Origin of the sequence: uncultured Tenacibaculum sp. (assembly GCF_947495995.1) — a bacterium.
GTDB lineage: Bacteria > Bacteroidota > Bacteroidia > Flavobacteriales > Flavobacteriaceae > Polaribacter.
The window spans coordinates 13,758-30,410 of the sequence record NZ_CANMAX010000005.1 but is presented as its reverse complement, the minus strand read 5'-3'; the positions used below and the strand labels follow the sequence as shown (position 1 = coordinate 30,410).

The 16,653-nt window shown below is 29.7% G+C and carries 15 protein-coding genes; 6 read left to right on the top strand and 9 right to left on the bottom strand.

The genetic code is table 11. From position 1 onward, the window contains the following. Positions 1–92 precede the first annotated feature (92 nt). Positions 93–347, top strand: coding sequence for a DUF4834 family protein (locus Q1A15_RS14050; RefSeq protein ID WP_299625131.1), 255 nt, complete (start codon positions 93–95; stop codon positions 345–347). Between the two features lies 1 nt (position 348). Next, positions 349–2,754, top strand: a complete 2,406-nt coding sequence (locus Q1A15_RS14045; RefSeq protein WP_299625128.1) for a YfhO family protein — start codon at positions 349–351, stop codon at positions 2,752–2,754. Here the strand turns inward: Q1A15_RS14045 and Q1A15_RS14040 are convergent. Further along, the gene (locus Q1A15_RS14040; protein ID WP_299625118.1) at positions 2,735–4,432 is read right to left on the bottom strand and encodes an AraC family transcriptional regulator; all 1,698 of its coding nucleotides are present in this window, start codon (positions 4,430–4,432) and stop codon (positions 2,735–2,737) included. The two genes, Q1A15_RS14045 and Q1A15_RS14040, sit on opposite strands and share 20 nt — an antisense overlap. Positions 4,433–4,710: 278 nt before the next feature. Between Q1A15_RS14040 and Q1A15_RS14035 the strand changes: the two genes are divergently transcribed. From Q1A15_RS14035 to Q1A15_RS14025, 3 genes are read left to right on the top strand one after another with little or no spacing between them, the layout of a single operon-like run. After that, positions 4,711–5,895: a glycosyltransferase family 4 protein gene (locus Q1A15_RS14035; RefSeq protein ID WP_299625115.1), complete on the top strand. Its 1,185-nt coding sequence runs from the start codon at positions 4,711–4,713 to the stop codon at positions 5,893–5,895. Further along, entirely contained in the window at positions 5,892–7,178 is a 1,287-nt protein-coding gene (locus Q1A15_RS14030) for a glycosyltransferase family 4 protein (RefSeq protein ID WP_299625112.1), read from the top strand. Before Q1A15_RS14035 ends, Q1A15_RS14030 begins: the two co-directional genes overlap by 4 nt. Before the next feature lies 1 nt (position 7,179). Then, positions 7,180–8,682 carry an oligosaccharide flippase family protein gene (locus Q1A15_RS14025; protein ID WP_299625109.1) on the top strand — a complete coding sequence of 501 codons (1,503 nt, stop codon included), beginning with the start codon at positions 7,180–7,182 and terminating at the stop codon, positions 8,680–8,682. Between the two features lie 121 nt (positions 8,683–8,803). Here Q1A15_RS14025 and Q1A15_RS14020 read toward each other — a convergent pair whose 3' ends face one another. The 8 genes from Q1A15_RS14020 to Q1A15_RS13985 form a co-directional block, all read right to left on the bottom strand. Continuing rightward, positions 8,804–9,394: a hypothetical protein gene (locus tag Q1A15_RS14020; protein ID WP_299625106.1), complete on the bottom strand. Its 591-nt coding sequence runs from the start codon at positions 9,392–9,394 to the stop codon at positions 8,804–8,806. A 1-nt stretch (position 9,395) separates the two neighbouring features. Next, a complete protein-coding gene (locus tag Q1A15_RS14015; protein WP_299625103.1) occupies positions 9,396–9,986 on the bottom strand; it encodes a Crp/Fnr family transcriptional regulator in 591 nt (196 codons plus the stop codon). 27 nt (positions 9,987–10,013) lie between these two features. Continuing rightward, complete coding sequence (locus Q1A15_RS14010; protein ID WP_299625100.1) at positions 10,014–10,628, bottom strand: WbqC family protein; 615 nt, start codon at positions 10,626–10,628, stop codon at positions 10,014–10,016. Positions 10,629–10,630: 2 nt separating this feature from the next. After that, the gene (lepB, locus tag Q1A15_RS14005) at positions 10,631–12,199 is read right to left on the bottom strand and encodes a signal peptidase I (RefSeq protein ID WP_299625097.1); all 1,569 of its coding nucleotides are present in this window, start codon (positions 12,197–12,199) and stop codon (positions 10,631–10,633) included. A 73-nt stretch (positions 12,200–12,272) separates the two neighbouring features. Then, a complete protein-coding gene (gene dapB, locus Q1A15_RS14000) occupies positions 12,273–12,974 on the bottom strand; it encodes a 4-hydroxy-tetrahydrodipicolinate reductase (protein WP_299625093.1) in 702 nt (233 codons plus the stop codon). A gap of 1 nt (position 12,975) precedes the next feature. Further along, positions 12,976–13,527 carry a DUF5683 domain-containing protein gene (locus Q1A15_RS13995; protein WP_299625090.1) on the bottom strand — a complete coding sequence of 184 codons (552 nt, stop codon included), beginning with the start codon at positions 13,525–13,527 and terminating at the stop codon, positions 12,976–12,978. A gap of 35 nt (positions 13,528–13,562) precedes the next feature. Beyond that, positions 13,563–14,453, bottom strand: coding sequence for a ParB/RepB/Spo0J family partition protein (locus tag Q1A15_RS13990; protein ID WP_299625087.1), 891 nt, complete (start codon positions 14,451–14,453; stop codon positions 13,563–13,565). Position 14,454: 1 nt separating this feature from the next. Beyond that, a complete protein-coding gene (locus Q1A15_RS13985) occupies positions 14,455–15,219 on the bottom strand; it encodes an AAA family ATPase (RefSeq protein ID WP_299625084.1) in 765 nt (254 codons plus the stop codon). Between the two features lie 301 nt (positions 15,220–15,520). On the opposite strand from Q1A15_RS13985, the gene Q1A15_RS13980 reads away from it, so the two are divergent. Then, positions 15,521–16,477 (top strand): hypothetical protein, encoded by a 957-nt coding sequence (locus tag Q1A15_RS13980; protein WP_299625081.1) that lies wholly within the window; start codon positions 15,521–15,523, stop codon positions 16,475–16,477. The last annotated feature ends 176 nt before the right edge of the window (positions 16,478–16,653 follow it).

The window sequence follows — 16,653 nt, the reverse complement described above, 5'->3', positions numbered from 1 at the left end:
ACCAAACTATTAACGCAAGGTTTTGCTTCAAATTGTTATTTTTGATGGAATTTTAGAAAAACTATAACTTAAGATACTGCAATATAAATTATATGGGTTTAATAAAAACACTTCTTATTATTGGTATAATTTACTATTCTTTTAAATTTTTAGCAAGACTATTTGCTCCTTATTTAATGAAGAAGGCGATGAGTAAGATGGAAGAAAAAATGAGAAATCAAAACCGTCAAGCTACAAATAAAAATGATGTAAAAATTGGAGAAACAATAATTGACAAAAAACCAAACTCAACCAAACAAAGTGATAAATCAGTAGGTGAATATATTGATTTTGAAGAACTAGACTAACATGAAATTCACTAAATATTTACCCCATTTAGGTGCAATCGTATTGTTTATGATTGCTGCATTGCTATACTTTAATCCTGTTTTAGGAGGCAAACAAATCAAACAAAGCGATATTACCCAATATATTGGAATGGCAAAGGAAATGAATGATTTCCGAGCGAAAGAAAATGCAGAACCTTATTGGATTGGTAATGCTTTTAGTGGAATGCCATCGTATCAGGTAGGAGCAAAATTTCCAAACGATTTAATTAAACAAATAGATTACGCTTTACGTTTTTTACCTAGACCAGCAGACTATTTATTTTTGTATTTCCTTGGTTTCTTTTTGTTGTTAAATGCATTAAAAGTAGACTGGAAATTAGCCATTTTAGGAAGTTTATCCTTTGGGTTTTCTACATACTTAATCATTATTTTCGGAGCCGGACATAATGCTAAAGCACATGCAATTGCTTACATGCCTGTGGTTGTAGCTGGAGTTTTGTATGTTTTTCAAAAAAGGTATTTACTTGGCTTTATAGTTACTGCTTTAGGTATGGCCTTAGAAATAGTAGCGAATCATATTCAAATGACGTACTATTTAGGTTTTTGTTTATTGATTTTAGGAATTGTAGAAGCTATAGATGCTTTTAAGAAAAGACAACTGCCAGAATTTTCAAAACAAGTTGGAATTTTATTGGTAGCTTTTATCATTGGAATAGGTACTAATGCTACACGTTTATTATCAACTAAGGAATATGCAAACTATAGTACAAGAGGAAAATCAGAATTAACTATTAATCCAGATGGAACTCCTAAAGAAAAAACGAAAGGTTTAGATAAAGCTTATATTACTGAATATAGTTATGGTATTTTAGAAACGTTCAATCTTATTGTGCCTCGATACATGGGAGGTGGAACAGTAGAAAAGCTAGATGAAAGTTCTAATTTTTATCAAGTAATTGAAGAAAGTGCGGGTAAAAAAGTAGCAAAAGATTATTCAGAACAAGTTTTAACGTATTGGGGAACTCAACCGATTGTAGAAGCGCCAGCATATATCGGAGCAGTTATTTGGTTTTTATTTTTCCTTGGAGTTTTCTTTGTCAGAGGAAAATTAAAATATTGGTTGGTAAGTGCGACGATATTCTCATTACTACTAAGTTGGGGTAAAAACTTCTCGATTCTTACCGATTTATTTATTGATTATGTTCCGTTGTACAATAAATTCCGAGCGGTTTCATCGATACAAGTAATAGCAGAGTTGTGTGTTCCGTTACTTGGAATTTTAGGATTGAGAGAATTCTTTAGTTCTAAAATTTCAAAAGACGAAAAACAACAATTGTTAATAAAAGCTCTTGCCGTAACTGGAGGAATTATTGTTTTAGGATTAGTATTAGCTTTAATGTCATCAACATTCGAAGGAATACGAGATGGTCAGTACAAACAATTACCATCACTTATCGATGCTTTAATTGCTGATCGAAAATCAATGTTATATTCAGATACATTCCGATCGTTATTACTTGTAGCTTTATCTGGAGGAACATTATGGTTCTTTATCAAAGAAAAAGTAAAGTTTGTTCCAGTGTTAGGAATAACAGCAGTTTTAATTCTTTTTGATTTACTAAGTACAGATTTAAGATATGTAAATGAAGAGGATTTTACTTCAGCAAGAAATGTACAACGACCATTCACGGCTAATGAAGCAGATAAAAAGATTTTACGTGATAAATCTCATTATAGAGTAGCTAATTTTGCAGCGAATATCACAAACGAAGGACGAACTTCTTATTTCCATAATTCTATTGGAGGTTATCATGCAGCGAAAATGATGAGATATCAAGAGCTTTTTGAATATCAAATAGCAAAAAATAACTTCGAGATTCTTAATATGTTAAATACAAAGTATTTGATTGGAAGCGAAACAGAAGTTCAATTGAATGATAAAGCGAATGGTAATGCGTGGTTTATTTCTAGTTTACAAGAAGTAGATTCTGCTAACGATGAAATGAAAGCGTTAGACGAGATAAATACTAAAGAAGTTGCAGTAATTAGAAGGCAAGATTATTCAGGAACTACTAGTTTTAAAACAGACTCTTTATCAACAATCAGTTTAACAACATATAAACCAAATCATCTTACGTATAAAAGTAATACGAAAAACGATCAATTTGCAGTGTTTTCAGAAATCTTTTATAAAGATGGTTGGAATGCTTATGTTGATGGAAAACTAATGCCACATTACCAAGTTAATTATGTACTTAGAGGAATGAATATTCCTGCAGGTGAACATAAAATAGAATTTAAGTTTGAACCTCAGGTAATAAAAACTGGAGGTAAAATAGCCATGTTATTTTATGTTTTACTAATTGTAATTCCTTTAGGTTGGTATTTTTTCGAACGTAAAAAAATTACTCCTTTAGATTCTTAATAAAAGCTGAAGGAGTACTATCCATATACTTTTTAAAAACTCTAGCAAAAGCTGAAGCATTAGCGTAGCCTACTTCTTCAGCTAAAGCTTGTACAGAGTAATTTCTATACACTTTATTTTCTTTTAATAAAGCTACGATATACTCAATTTTTTTTCTGCTGTAATATTGTTTGAACGTTTCTTTTTTTGCTTTATTAAAAATAAAAGAAATATATGTTGAATTTGTATCTAGCTCTTTAGCAAGTGTATTTATAGTGAAGTCTGAACTTAAAAAGCTAAGATCTTTATCTGTAGCATCAATTTTTGCTAAGATTTTATTCTCAAGATCAACATCAATATTATAAGCTACTTTTTGAACCTCTCTTTGATCTTGCTTTTCAGTTATTACTTGTTTTTCTTCAGGCTGTTTTTTAATAAATTCTTTTTTATATTTTTTTCTTTTAAGTAAGAAAAATACTGAACCACCCAAAATGATAAGCATTGATAAAAGTATGATGTTCTTGTTTTTACTTTTTTCACCAGCTATAATAGCTCTATTTAGTTGTTTTATTTTTTCAATGTCGTTATCGTATAATAACTGATAAGTTTTATCTTTTTGAGCTCTAGCATTGTCGAATTCCTTTAAGGTTAATTCAGAATACTTAAAAGCGCTATCTAATTTCTTATTGAGTTTATATTCATTAGAGAGAATATCATAACCTGTAATCAAGCAACTTTTCTTTATGTTAGGAAGACGAATTAATTTTTGTGCGTAAAAAATAGCAGAATCTGATTGCTTTAAGTTATGATAACAAATCGCTTTTTTTAAGAATTCTTCTTCTTGGTATTTATAGCCGTTGTTTATTTTACTATAATCGTTAATTAGTTTCAAGGCTTTAAGATATTTCTCTTGAGAAATGCGAACTTCAGTCATTTTTAAAGCATACATCAAGTCAGTATCTGGATGAGGAGGATTAAAAAGTTTTGCATACTCATATGCTTTCCCAAAATATTGAGATCCAGAATCAATTAATCTTTCTTGCTTTTCTTTTCTTCCTAAAGCTAAATAAGTTTGACCTAATAAATTATTAACATCTGCCTTTTTGCTTAGTAAAAAACTGTTTTGTAAATCAGAATCTATTTCATTTTCTTTTGTCTTAATTTTTGAAAGTAATCTTTTTAAAATAACAACAGATTCATCTTCCATTCCAAGTTCATTCTTAATATATACTCTACAAATGTCTATAGTAACAAGGTAATAAAAAGTGTTAAACTCTGGATTTTCTATTGACTTTACAAAATCAGAAAGTTCATCTAGTTTATGATATGCTTTTTCATACTCTTCTAAATTTTTGTAAGTCCAAAATGCTCTATTTAGTGCAGAAGCTTTTTGATTTAAAACACAAAAAAGATCTGGTGTAATTTTTAAAATTGAATCAGTTTCATGCAAGATTTGTTCAGACATTTTTTCAACTTCACGGAAATTGTTTAATCTATAATTGTAGTAGATTTCAGCGTTTTTTCCTAAAAGTCTTTCGCAAATGTCTTTTGAGTTTCGTAATCTTTTTCCGTAGTTATAAAAGCTATCTAAATCAGAGTTTTTAAGCTCTCGTAATATAGAATTATAACTTTCAGTTGTGTTTTGAGAAGTACAAATGAAGAGCACGAAAAAAAATAAAAAGAATATTTTTTCTTTCAAGTTATAGCGGATTATTTGGTTGTTTTTCTTCGTAATAACGAAGAAGATTGCATACATTTTATAAAAAGTGCAATATAAAACTTTTAAAATATAGTTGTCAAAGCTAAATTTGTACAACGAAAAGACTAAGAAAATATTCCGCGGGAAAATGGCGATTGAAAAATTATTCTAAGGAGTGTTCACTCCTTTTTTTATTTCCAACTTTTACTTAATGTTCTATTAATAATCAATAGATTTGTTTCTAATTAAATTTCTTTTTTTGCTAAAGCAATTTTATTATGAAAATAGGAATGATACTTGATAATGTATATCCTCCAGATCCAAGAGTGGAAAATGAAGCGATAGAACTTATCAAAGGTGGACATGAGGTATACTTATTTTGCTTAACCTATGGCGAGCAACTTTTAAATGAAGAGGTAAAAGGAATACAGGTAAGAAGATACATGAGTTCTAAATTAGAATATAAACTATCTGCTTTAGCTTATACTGTTCCTTTTTATACAATGATGATGAGAAAGAAGATTAAAGACTTTGTCATTAAAAATAGTATAGAAGCTTTACATTGTCATGATATTAGAGTTGCAGAAGCAGTTTTTTCAGCAAATAAACATTTTAACTTACCAGTTGTTTTAGATGTTCATGATAATCTTCCTGAGAATATGAAGTTTTATCCACATCTTCAGAAATTTCCTGGGAAATACATTATTTCTCCTAAAAAGTGGAAGCAAAAAGAAGATGTGTTTTTAGAACAAGCAACTAAAGTACTAACAGTTTCACAAGAATTTGTTGATCAATTAAAAGATCGTGTAACTTCACCTGAAAAAGTCTTACTTGTACCCAACACAATTAATAAGTCGTTCTACGAAGAGGCAAATATATCTTCAGAAATTATACAACGTTATAAGAATAATTTCGTTATTCTATATTTAGGAGATACAAACATTAGAAGAGGTTTGTTAACGGCGATAAATGCTGTGCCTAATTTAATTAAAGAAATTCCAAATCTTAAATTAGTAATAGTAGGTTTAAATACTACAGATACTGTTTTGAAACAAAGAGTAAAAGAATTAGGTGTAGAGGCGTATGTTGATTTTGAAGGATGGCAAAACTTAGAATTATTTCCATCTTATATAGAAGCTAGCGATGTTTGTATTTCGCCATTACGAAGAAGTATTCAACACGATGTTGCTTATGCAAATAAAATTTTCCAATATATGGGATTTGGAAAACCAATCGTAGTTAGTGATGCCATAGCACAAAAAAGATTAGTAGAAAAATACGATTCTGGTTTAGTACATGAAGAACGTAATAGTGAAGATTTCGCAGCTCAGGTTAAAGTATTATATCGAAGTGAAGAACTACGAGAACGATATGGAAATAACGGAAAAGACTTTGTGAGAAATCATTTTGTTTGGGAAATAACTGCAAAAGCATTAACAGATTTATACTATAATTTAAATTGAAAGTTTTAATTGTAACATATTATTGGCCGCCTGCAGGTGGACCGGGAGTTCAACGTTGGTTGAAGTTTGTAAAGTATTTAAGAAACTTTGGAATAGAACCTGTTGTTTTTACTGCAGAAAATCCTTTTTATCCAACAATTGATGAGACTTTAGCAGCTGATATTCCTGAAGGAATAGAAGTAATTAAATGTCCGATTTTTGAACCAAATAATATTGTAGCTAAGTTTAAAAAGAAAGAAACAGAAAAGAGTGCTGGTTTTTTAGATCCGAATCCTTCATTTCTTTCTAGAGTTTTACTGTACATAAGAGCAAATTATTTTATACCAGATGCTCGTAAATATTGGGTGAAACCTTCAGTGAAAATGTTAGAAAATTATTTATCTAATAACACTGTTCATGCAATTATTACTACAGGTCCGCCTCACAGTTTACATCTTATAGGAAAACGATTAAAGGAGAAAATAGGAGTGAAGTGGATTGCAGATTTTAGAGATCCATGGACAAGTATAGATTATTTTCATTTATTACCGTTAACAAAATCAGCACGAAAAAAACACTTCATACTAGAAGAAGAAGTCGTTAGAGCAGCTGATCAGGTAATTATGGTAAGCAATCACGCCAAGAAAAAGTATGTAGGTTTCAATAAAGCGATAGATGTAATAACTAATGGTTACGATACAGAAGAAAGTTTAGAAACTGTAGCCTATACATTAGATGAAAAATTTAGTATTACGCATATCGGTTCTATGAATTCGGAAAGAAACCCGAATGCATTATGGGAATCATTATCTGAATTGTGTGAAGAAAATAAAGAGTTTGCAGAAGATTTAGAGTTGAAATTTATTGGTAAATTAGATGATTCTATTTGGGACAATGAGATTGCTGTAAGAAATTTTAAAGATGTAAAGCGTATTAGTTATGTTCCGCATATAGAAGCAAAATTGAATCAACGAAAATCGCAAGTACTTTTAATTGTAGTAAACGATTATCCAAGTGCTAAAGAAATGATTCCTGGTAAAACATTTGAATATTTACAAGCCAATAGGCCAATTATTGGTTTTGCGCCTGAAGATGGAGATTTAGCTGAAATTTTAGCAAATACAAAGTCAGGAATAGCAATTGACTTTTCAAATACTCAGTTGGCTAAAAAAACAATTTCAGATTTATATAAGAAATATAAAAGCGGAAATTTAGAACTTTCATCAGAAGGAGTTGAATATTTTCATAGAAAAAAATTAACTGAGAAATTATCAAACATAATTAAAGCCGTAATCAAAGAATAAATTGGGAATAATTTTTAAACAATCTTTCAGGAATACAATAGTAATTTACTTAGGTTTTGCTATTGGAGCGATTAATGCTATTATTTTTTATCCTAATATTCTTCAAGATGAATATCACGGACTTATCACATTCCTGTTATCAGCGTCTAATTTATTTATGCCATTAATTGCTTTTGGTATTCATAACACAATTATTAAATTTTTCTCATCGTACCAAACACAAGAAGATAAAGATAAGTTCTTATCATCAGTAATTGTTTTGCCGTTATTAATCGCATTACCCATAGGTTTCTTTTGGGATGGTTTTCACGATTTTATAATCTCACGTTTAAATGCTAAAAATGATAATAAAGTTGAAGATTACACGCTTGTGATTTATGTGATAGCTGTTTGCTGTGCATACTTTGAGGTGTTTTATTCTTGGGCAAAAGTGCATTTAAAAACAGTTTTAGGAAATGTATTGAAAGAGTTCTATAATAGAGCAGTAGTATTTGTGTTGTTATTAGCTGTTTTTTGGGGTTTCATTACCAAATCTGAGTTTATATATACGTTAATGATACTTTATATAGTAAGAACATTAATCATGATGTTTTATGCATTTAAAGTATATTTTCCTAAGCTTTCTTTTCGTTTACCAACCAATACAAAAGAGATTTTAAAATATTCTGCTTATATATTTTTAGCAGGAAGTGCAGGAGCAATAATTATTGATATTGATAAGTTAATGATTCCTGGAAAGGAAGAAATCAAAAAAGCAAGTTACTATGCTGTAGCTGTATATATAGGTTCTTTTATTGAAGCTCCAGGTAGAGCATTAGGACAAATTTTACAACCATTAACCTCAAAGTCATTGAATGAGAATAATGAAAAAGAGGTGAGTAATTTATATCAAAAAAGTTCTTTAAACTTAATTCTAATTAGCGGGCTATTTTTCCTGTTAGTGAATTGTAGTATTAGTCAATTATTTCGAATTATGCCAGAAGGATATTCGGGAGGAGAAATGGTTGTGTTAATGATTTCTTTAGCGAAAATGTTTACTATGTCGTTAGGAAACAATAGAGATATAATAAACAACTCGAAGTTTTACAGAATGATTCTTCCTATTGGATTAGGAATGGCAGCTTCTGTGTATTTACTAAATAAATTATTTTATTTCTCTTTAGACTTCGGAACAGAAGGTTTAGCATTATCAACACTAATTTCATTATTTGTTTTTAATGTGATTAAGCTATGGTTTGTGAAAGAAAAGTTTAATATGAATCCATATACCGAGCAGACGTATAAAATAACTGCAATTATATTACTGTTTTTCGGAGCTTTCTACTTTTGGGATTTTTCTATACCTGAACTTTATTTAGGAAAAATTCCAGTTCATATACTACTTAACATTATCCTTAAGAGTGTATTGATATTAGTAGCTTACTTATATGTGGTATATAAATTGAAAATTTCTACGCAGTTTAATGCTCTAATCGGAAGATTTGCAGGAAAGTTTAAAAATTAAAAAGACTTGCATTAACATGGGGGATAAAGCAAGCCTTTTATACGACTAATTATAGGGAATTATTTCGTCATACAAATTTAGATTAAAACTTGCATTTAATTGATAAACATTTGTTTATAAATTAATTTGAATATAATTTTTTTCGAATTCTACTCAACTGAACAGGAGTAATATTTAAATAACTTGCTATTTGATATTGCGGAATTAAGTTTTCAATATTAGGAATTCGTTTCTTTAAAATTAAATAACGATCTGTAGCGTCTAATAATGAAAGCCTGTCTAATCTATTATGTAAATAGTAAATAGAAACGTAGTTTAACTTATTTAATAAAATGAAGAGTTCATTGTTTTTTAAAGCTAAAGCATAAAAATCTTCTACTTCACCAACTAAAAAGTTTGAATCGGTTAACGACTTATAATAATCTGTAGAGATATCTTCAGCAAAATCAATGTCAGTTAAGTTAACAAAGATATGTTTGTCAAATAATATGGCTCTAATATATTCTTTGGTAGTTCTTTTATCTTGAGAATAATTGGCAATAATACCATCAGTTATGATGTAAAACTTTTTCTGAGCATTACGCTCAGAAGCAATAGTTTCTTGGCTTTTGAAGCTTTGTTCTTTTAGTATACTTTTAAATTCATTAACAGATTCTTCAGATATTTCAGGCATATATATCTTACAGAAATCATAAATAAAATCGTTCTTCATTCTATTGTGAATACATTTTTTTTCGAATTCTACTCAACTGTACAGGGGTAACACTAATATAACTCGCTATTTGATATTGAGCTATAAGGTTTTCTATATTGGGGATATTATTTTTTAATGCTAAATATCTTTGAGTAGCATCCATAAATGATAACTCATCTATTCTTTTTTGAGATTTTAAAAGTGCATCTTCTAAAATCCTATTGTAAAGAATAGAAAGTTCATGATTTAAACTCGTTTGTTTTATAAATTCAGGATAACTCCCTTCGTAAACAATACAGTCAGATAAACATTTATAATAGTTAAAACTGCTTTTGTTATTGTTCCCTAACGAAGAAATGTTAGTAAATATTGTTTTGTCGTTATGAATCGCTCTAATATACTCTTTATCGCTTTGTTTATGTTGCGCAAAACTTCCTACAATTCCAGTTTTTATAATGTAAAACCGTGTAGTTCTAGATTCATTTTTTATTACAACATGATCTTTAAGAAACTCTTTTTGGGTAATAATTGTAGAAAACTTCTCAATGGCCTCATCAGAGATTTCACTGTAATACGATCTTAATAGGTCGGTGATAATATCAATTTCCATAGTTTAAAAATTGAAAATATAATTGTACTAAATCTTTATGCGCTCAAGAAAAGTAAGCGCATTTGGACCTTCCATAAAAAGGAGGTCTAAAATAGAAAGATTAGAAATAAACCCATGTTTATGGTCAAACATTTGGGTGTATTCATCTACTTCTACTATAACACCGTTCTTTGCGATCGAAAATTCCCTATAATCGTTTATCGAAGGTGAAACTTCATATTCTTTTGTTTTAGAATATTCTTGTGAAATTTGCAAGGCATCTGTAACAAATAAATACGTATCAATATTTAAATCTAATAAATATACATATTTTTTGTCAAAGATTTTTACGATATCATCTTCAAAAAACTCAAAATAAGGAGAGGTTTGATAAGCTGATTTTATTGATTTAAAATGTTGACTTTGCCAAGGAAAGTCATTTTCAACTAATATATCTTTTGTTCTCTTTCTTCCAGAAGTACTTTTAAGATGCTTTACAGGAATATTTAAAGAAAGTTTACCGTTGGCTCCGTATACATAACATCTGTTCCTGTAAGTCTGTTTTTGAAAGTTATCTTGTGTTTCAAAAACAATACTGTCAGATTGATAAATTGCAGCATACTGACCAATAGGTGAAAAATATGTGGGGATAAAAAGACTCAAAATTATTTTGTTTTTTTCTTCTTAGGCATAAATACAAATGCAAAAATACCTAATGCAGCTGCGATACCAAACCAAAAATAAGATTTAGACTCTCCGTTAGAAACAGTAGTAAACATTCTATCCCAACGAACTTTACGAGTATCTTTATCATAACTAAACCAAACCATTACAGGAGTACCAATTACATGGTCAAAAGGAACATACCCCCAAGCTCTTGCATCTAAAGAGTTTTGACGATTATCTCCCATCATCCAATAATAATCTTGTTTAAAAGTGTAAGAATCTGCTTTTTTACCATTGATGTAAATATCATCACCAAAAAATGTCAATTCGTTTCTTTCGTATTCTTGTATAATTCTTTTGTAGAAAGGAATAGTTTCAGCATTTAATTCAACTGTTGCTCCTTTTTTAGGAATATAAATAGGACCAAAGTTGTCACCAGACCAAGCATATTTTGGATTGTGAGGGAAAATTCCTGGATCGTAAAATCCTTTAGGTGTATTAGATTTTTCAATACTCTTAACTTTAGGATTCTTTTTAAAAGCTGCAGCTTCAGCATCTGTTAAAGTCAGGTAATATCTACCATCTTTAAAAATTCTTGCTTCTCTAATATTATAACGTTTAAAATCGCCAGAAGACAATTCTTGTCCTTCAGTATCTACAATAAAATTCCATTGTGGTTTTGCACTTTTTGGTAGTACAGTTCTTTTTCCGTTGATGTAGATATATCCGTCTTTAATTTCTAAACTATCACCAGCAATACCAACACAACGTTTTACTAAGTTAGTTTTTTTGTCTATTGGTTTGTAATAATTCCTGTCAGAAGTAAGAATATTCATATTTCTTAAAGTATCTGCAGGTTGACCAAAAACAACAATATCGTTTCTTTTAATTTTCTTTAAACCAGGTAACCTCATATAAGGTAGCTGTAGTTTATTAATTAAAGAGTTTTTTCTGTTTTCGTAATCATCACTAAATAAGTAAGACTTTGTTCCTAAACCAGGAATACTATCATGAATCATAGGTAAAGAAACTGTAGTCATTGGTACTCTAGAACCATAATGAAACTTACTTACAAATAAATAATCTCCTACTAGTAATGTTTTTTCTAAAGATGAAGATGGAATTACGTAAGGACGAATAAAATAATTATGGACTATAGTAGCAGCTATTATTGCAAACGCAATTGAACTTACCCATTCTCCTGCAGTTGTTGGAGCTTTTAAAGCTCTTTTTTGATCGTACTGAGGTTCATTAAAGTAAGAAATATAGAAAATATAAAATCCTAAAGTAACTATAGCTAAAATAGAATCTTTGGTACTTTTAAAACCAAAACTACGACACGTTTCAATCCAAATTACTGGAAACATAATTAAGTTTACAGTTGGAATAAATAATAAAATAACCCACCATTTAGGTCTTTTCATAATTCCTAATAAAACGATGGCATTATATACAGGAACAGCAGCTTCCCAAGCTTTTCTTCCTGCTTTAACGTATAATTTCCATGTTCCTAAAAAATGGATTAATTGAATTATTAAGAATAAAATAAACCATCCTGTAAACGACATAATTTTCTAGTTTAATTTTTTGATCAATATTAAGACGCAATCTACCTTTTTTTGTTAAAACAGTACTAGTGTTTTAACCAATGTTTAACACATCTCTCATGCTAAATACTCCTTGCTTGTTTTGTAGCCATTCAGCAGCTATAACAGCTCCTAATGCAAAACCTTTTCTATTGTGTGCCGTATGTTTAATTTCAATAGCATCTACAACAGAATTGTAATTTATGGTATGAGTACCTGGTACGTCTGGTGTTCTAATTGCAGTAATTGGAATATTTTCTTGAGTTGCTTCTCCGTCTAATTCCCAAGATTTTCTTTCAGAATTATCAATAATTCCTTCAGCTAAAGTAATTGCTGTACCACTTGGAGCATCTAATTTTTTAGTATGATGAATTTCTTCGATATCAACTTTATATTGATCTAAAGCGCTCATCATTTTTGCTAACTGATTGTTAAGTTCGAAGAAAATATTTACACCTAAACTAAAGTTTGATGCATAGATAAAACCACCATTATTTGCTTTACAAATCTCTAAAGCGTCATCGTATTTATCTAACCATCCTGTGGTTCCCGATACAACAGGAACATTATTCTTAAAACAGTTGGTAATATTATTGAAAGCAGCATTAGGAATACTAAAGTCGATAGCTACATCTGCTGATTTTATATCATAAGTTTCTTCACCATTATCTCTAATCACAATTTCGTGACCTCTTTCTTGGGCAATTTTTTCAATTTCTTTACCCATTCTTCCGTAACCTAATAAGGCTATTTTCATCTTAAAAAGTATATTTTAAAGTTAAACCAACTTTTGGTGAAGCATCATAAGCGTCTCTGCTTGGTATAGCAGCCGGACTTAAAGATAGATCATCACTATCGTCGAATTGTATTAAGTGTGCAGTAACACTGGCCTCAACTATTTGTAGTACATAAATTAATACAGTGGTTAACAGTGATAAATCTCTGTTTTGTCTTAATTGACGTTGGGCACTTTCTAAACCGGCATCTGAAATAATTTGTGTTCCATCAGGATTAGTAAATTCATCAGTTAAACCAGCTTTTCTTAATCGAAAAGCAGTTCTAAATCTATCGTATTCGTTACTGTTATCTATAAAAAAATAGATACTGGTTGCCATACCTCCATAAATTAAAGGAAGTTGCCACCAGTAACGATTGTTATAAATTTGTCCTGCACCTGGAAAAATAGCAGAGTAAAAAGCTGCTTTAGAAGGTGATAATGGATTGTATTGTACTCTTGGGCCTGCTAATTGTAGTTGTGAAACTTGCTGAACTTTAGTAGAATCTTTCTGTGCATATAAACTAGTGCACACCAAAAATATTAGTATGTAATTAAGTATTTTCAATATTACTTAAGCAATTCTTTTATTCTGTTAAAATCTTCTATCGATTTAAATGGTATCGATATTTTACCTTTTCCGTTATTACCAACAGTAACATTTATTTTCGCGTCGAAAAAAGTATTTAAATCCTGCATACTATTTGCAATAGAAGTAGGTAATGTTTTTTTCTTGCTTTGAGCTTTAGCCATATTACCGGTTTTTAAAGCTCTAACTAAATCTTCTGTTTGTCTTACTGATAATTTATCACGTAAGATTTTCTCATAAATTTTTAATTGATCTGAAGGGCTTTCAACATTAATTAAAGCTCTACCATGTCCCATAGAAATAAAAGCATCTCTCATTCCTGTTTGAATAATTGGGTCTAACTTTAATAAACGTAAGTAATTTGTAACCGTAGATCTTTTTTTACCAACACGAACACTTAATTGTTCTTGTGTAAGTTTTATTTCATCAATTAACCTTTGGTATGATAAGGCAACTTCAATAGGGTCTAAGTTCTTTCTTTGAATGTTTTCAACTAATGCCATTTCTAGCATTTCTTGATCATTCGCTATACGAATGTAAGCAGGAACTGTTTTGTTACCTATTAATTTAGAAGCTCTAAAACGTCTTTCTCCAGATACTAATTGAAATTTATCCTCAGCTAATTTTCTAACTGTAATTGGTTGAATTACACCTAGCTCTTTAATAGAGTTGGCTAATTCTTGTAATGCCTCTTCATCAAAATAAGTTCTTGGTTGAAAAGGGTTAACCTCAATTAGTTCTAAATCTATTTCAATAATACTACCAACAACTTTGTCGGCATTTTCATCTGCAGCAGAATTTACTTCTGCAGTTTCTTTTAACAAAGCTGATAATCCTCTTCCTAATGCTTGCTTCTTTGTTGCTTTTGCCATTTTATGAGTTCTTGTTTATGATTTCATTTGCTAAATTAATATAATTTACTGCACCTTTACTTGTGGCATCATATGAAATTATACTTTCTCCGTAACTAGGAGCTTCACTTAAACGAATATTTCTATGCACTATAGTTTCAAAAACCATAGAGTTAAAGTGCTTTCTTACTTCGTCTACTACCTGATTAGATAAACGTAATCTGGCATCATACATGGTTAAAAGTAATCCTTCAATTTCAAGTTCTTTATTGTGGATTTTTTGCACACTTTTAATAGTGTTTAATAATTTTCCTAATCCTTCTAATGCGAAATATTCACATTGAATTGGGATAATTACAGAATTAGAAGCTACTAAAGAATTTAACGTAATTAAACCTAAAGAAGGAGCACAGTCGATAAGAATATAATCATAATCATCTTCAAGTTCTTTTAAAGATTTCTTAAGCATGTATTCTCTCTCAATTTTATCTACTAATTCAATTTCGATAGCTACTAAGTCAATATGAGCAGGAACTAAATCAACATTTGGTGATTCAGTTTTAATGATTGCCTCTTTTACAGTCGCAGTATGTTCAAGTACTTGATAGGTTCCGATATCAACACTATCTACATCAATACCTAATCCAGATGTGGCATTTGCCTGTGGATCTGCATCAATAAGTAATACTTTTTTTTCTAATACGCCCAAAGCAGCGGCTAAGTTTACAGAAGTTGTAGTTTTTCCAACTCCTCCTTTTTGATTTGCGATTGCAATGATTTTACTCATACTTTTCATGTATTTACCGAACGTAAAAATACAATTATTTATGACTTATTAAATATTAAAATATTAACAAAAAAAAGAAAGTACGATTATGGTTTTCTTAACTGTTTTTTTTGAGGGGGTTTTCACTTTTTTAAACAGGATTATACATGAGCGTTTTAAATCAGTACAAAACTATGTTTGCAGTGTTGTTATTTAATTACTTAACAACAAAAACAATTGTTCGAATAGGATTGATCAACCTAATAATCGCGGAAACCGAAAAGCGTATGAGTAGGTAAAAACTAATTAAATTAAAATTATAATGAAAAAAGTATTTTTATTAATCATGATGGCTATCATGGTAATAGGATGTAAAGAGGAAGAGGTTGTAACTACTATAGAACAAGAGCAAGCTGTAATTCAACAAAGAATTGGAAAAGATATTTTACAGTTTAGATCTTTTGATGAAGTAGAAGGTTATATTAAAGAGAAAAATAGTGCAGATTTATTAGCAGAGGCTAAAGAAAATGCTCAAGAAAAAGGTTTTTTATCGTTACTGTTATTGTATAACATAAGTGGAGAAGAGGCCGAAAAATTAAACATTAAAGAGCAAAAATTACCAAAAGTTAATTCTAATAGTCCTTTATTTTTATCAATTTTGAATCAAAATGCAGAAGTAATTATTGATGATAAAATCTATAGAATTGATGAAGATTTTGTCTATACATACAGATCTGGTTCAGGTGATGAAATTGACGATTTCAAAGAAAAGTATAATGCTGGTAGAATAGAGTTGAAGACAGAAGTTCCTTACAATTACAGTAAAAAATTATCTGTTTATAAACATAAAAACAAAAAGGTTGAGGCAAGAACTTTAGCAGCAAGACCTTCTCAATTTGGTAGCACAAATATTACAAATAACGTAAGGTTAAGAGGAGCTGTTTTTAATGAAAACTGGGGGTTTGTTAACTTTTTAGGTGGTTCTACTTGGGTAGAAAGAAGAGTTTCGTTTTTATTTTTTTCGTTTTGGGTTCCTACAATTTCTAATAACTCATTAAACTATGATTTATTAGTTGATATAAATTCTTACTCTGGAGCACCAACACAAACAGTTGCTGTAGGTGGAAGTTGGAATGGAACAAATTATTTTACAACTCAGATTTCATTATTTAACTTTGGAACAGCTTCATATGATATTGATTCAGGAGGTTCTTTACATGAAACATATTGGGGAACAAGTCCAACAGGAAGTTTCCACGATATATTCTTCTCGTTTTAATCAAATTAAATAGAATTTATAAAGTCATTTTTAAATTTTAATGACCATAAAAAGAACATTATTCTATTAAATTTTAGTGATAATTGTTAGCAAAACAGAGTCTTGATAATTTTCAAGGCTCTACTTTTTTATAAAAACATTACTAAAATAACATCAAATAAAGATGAGGAAAAAGA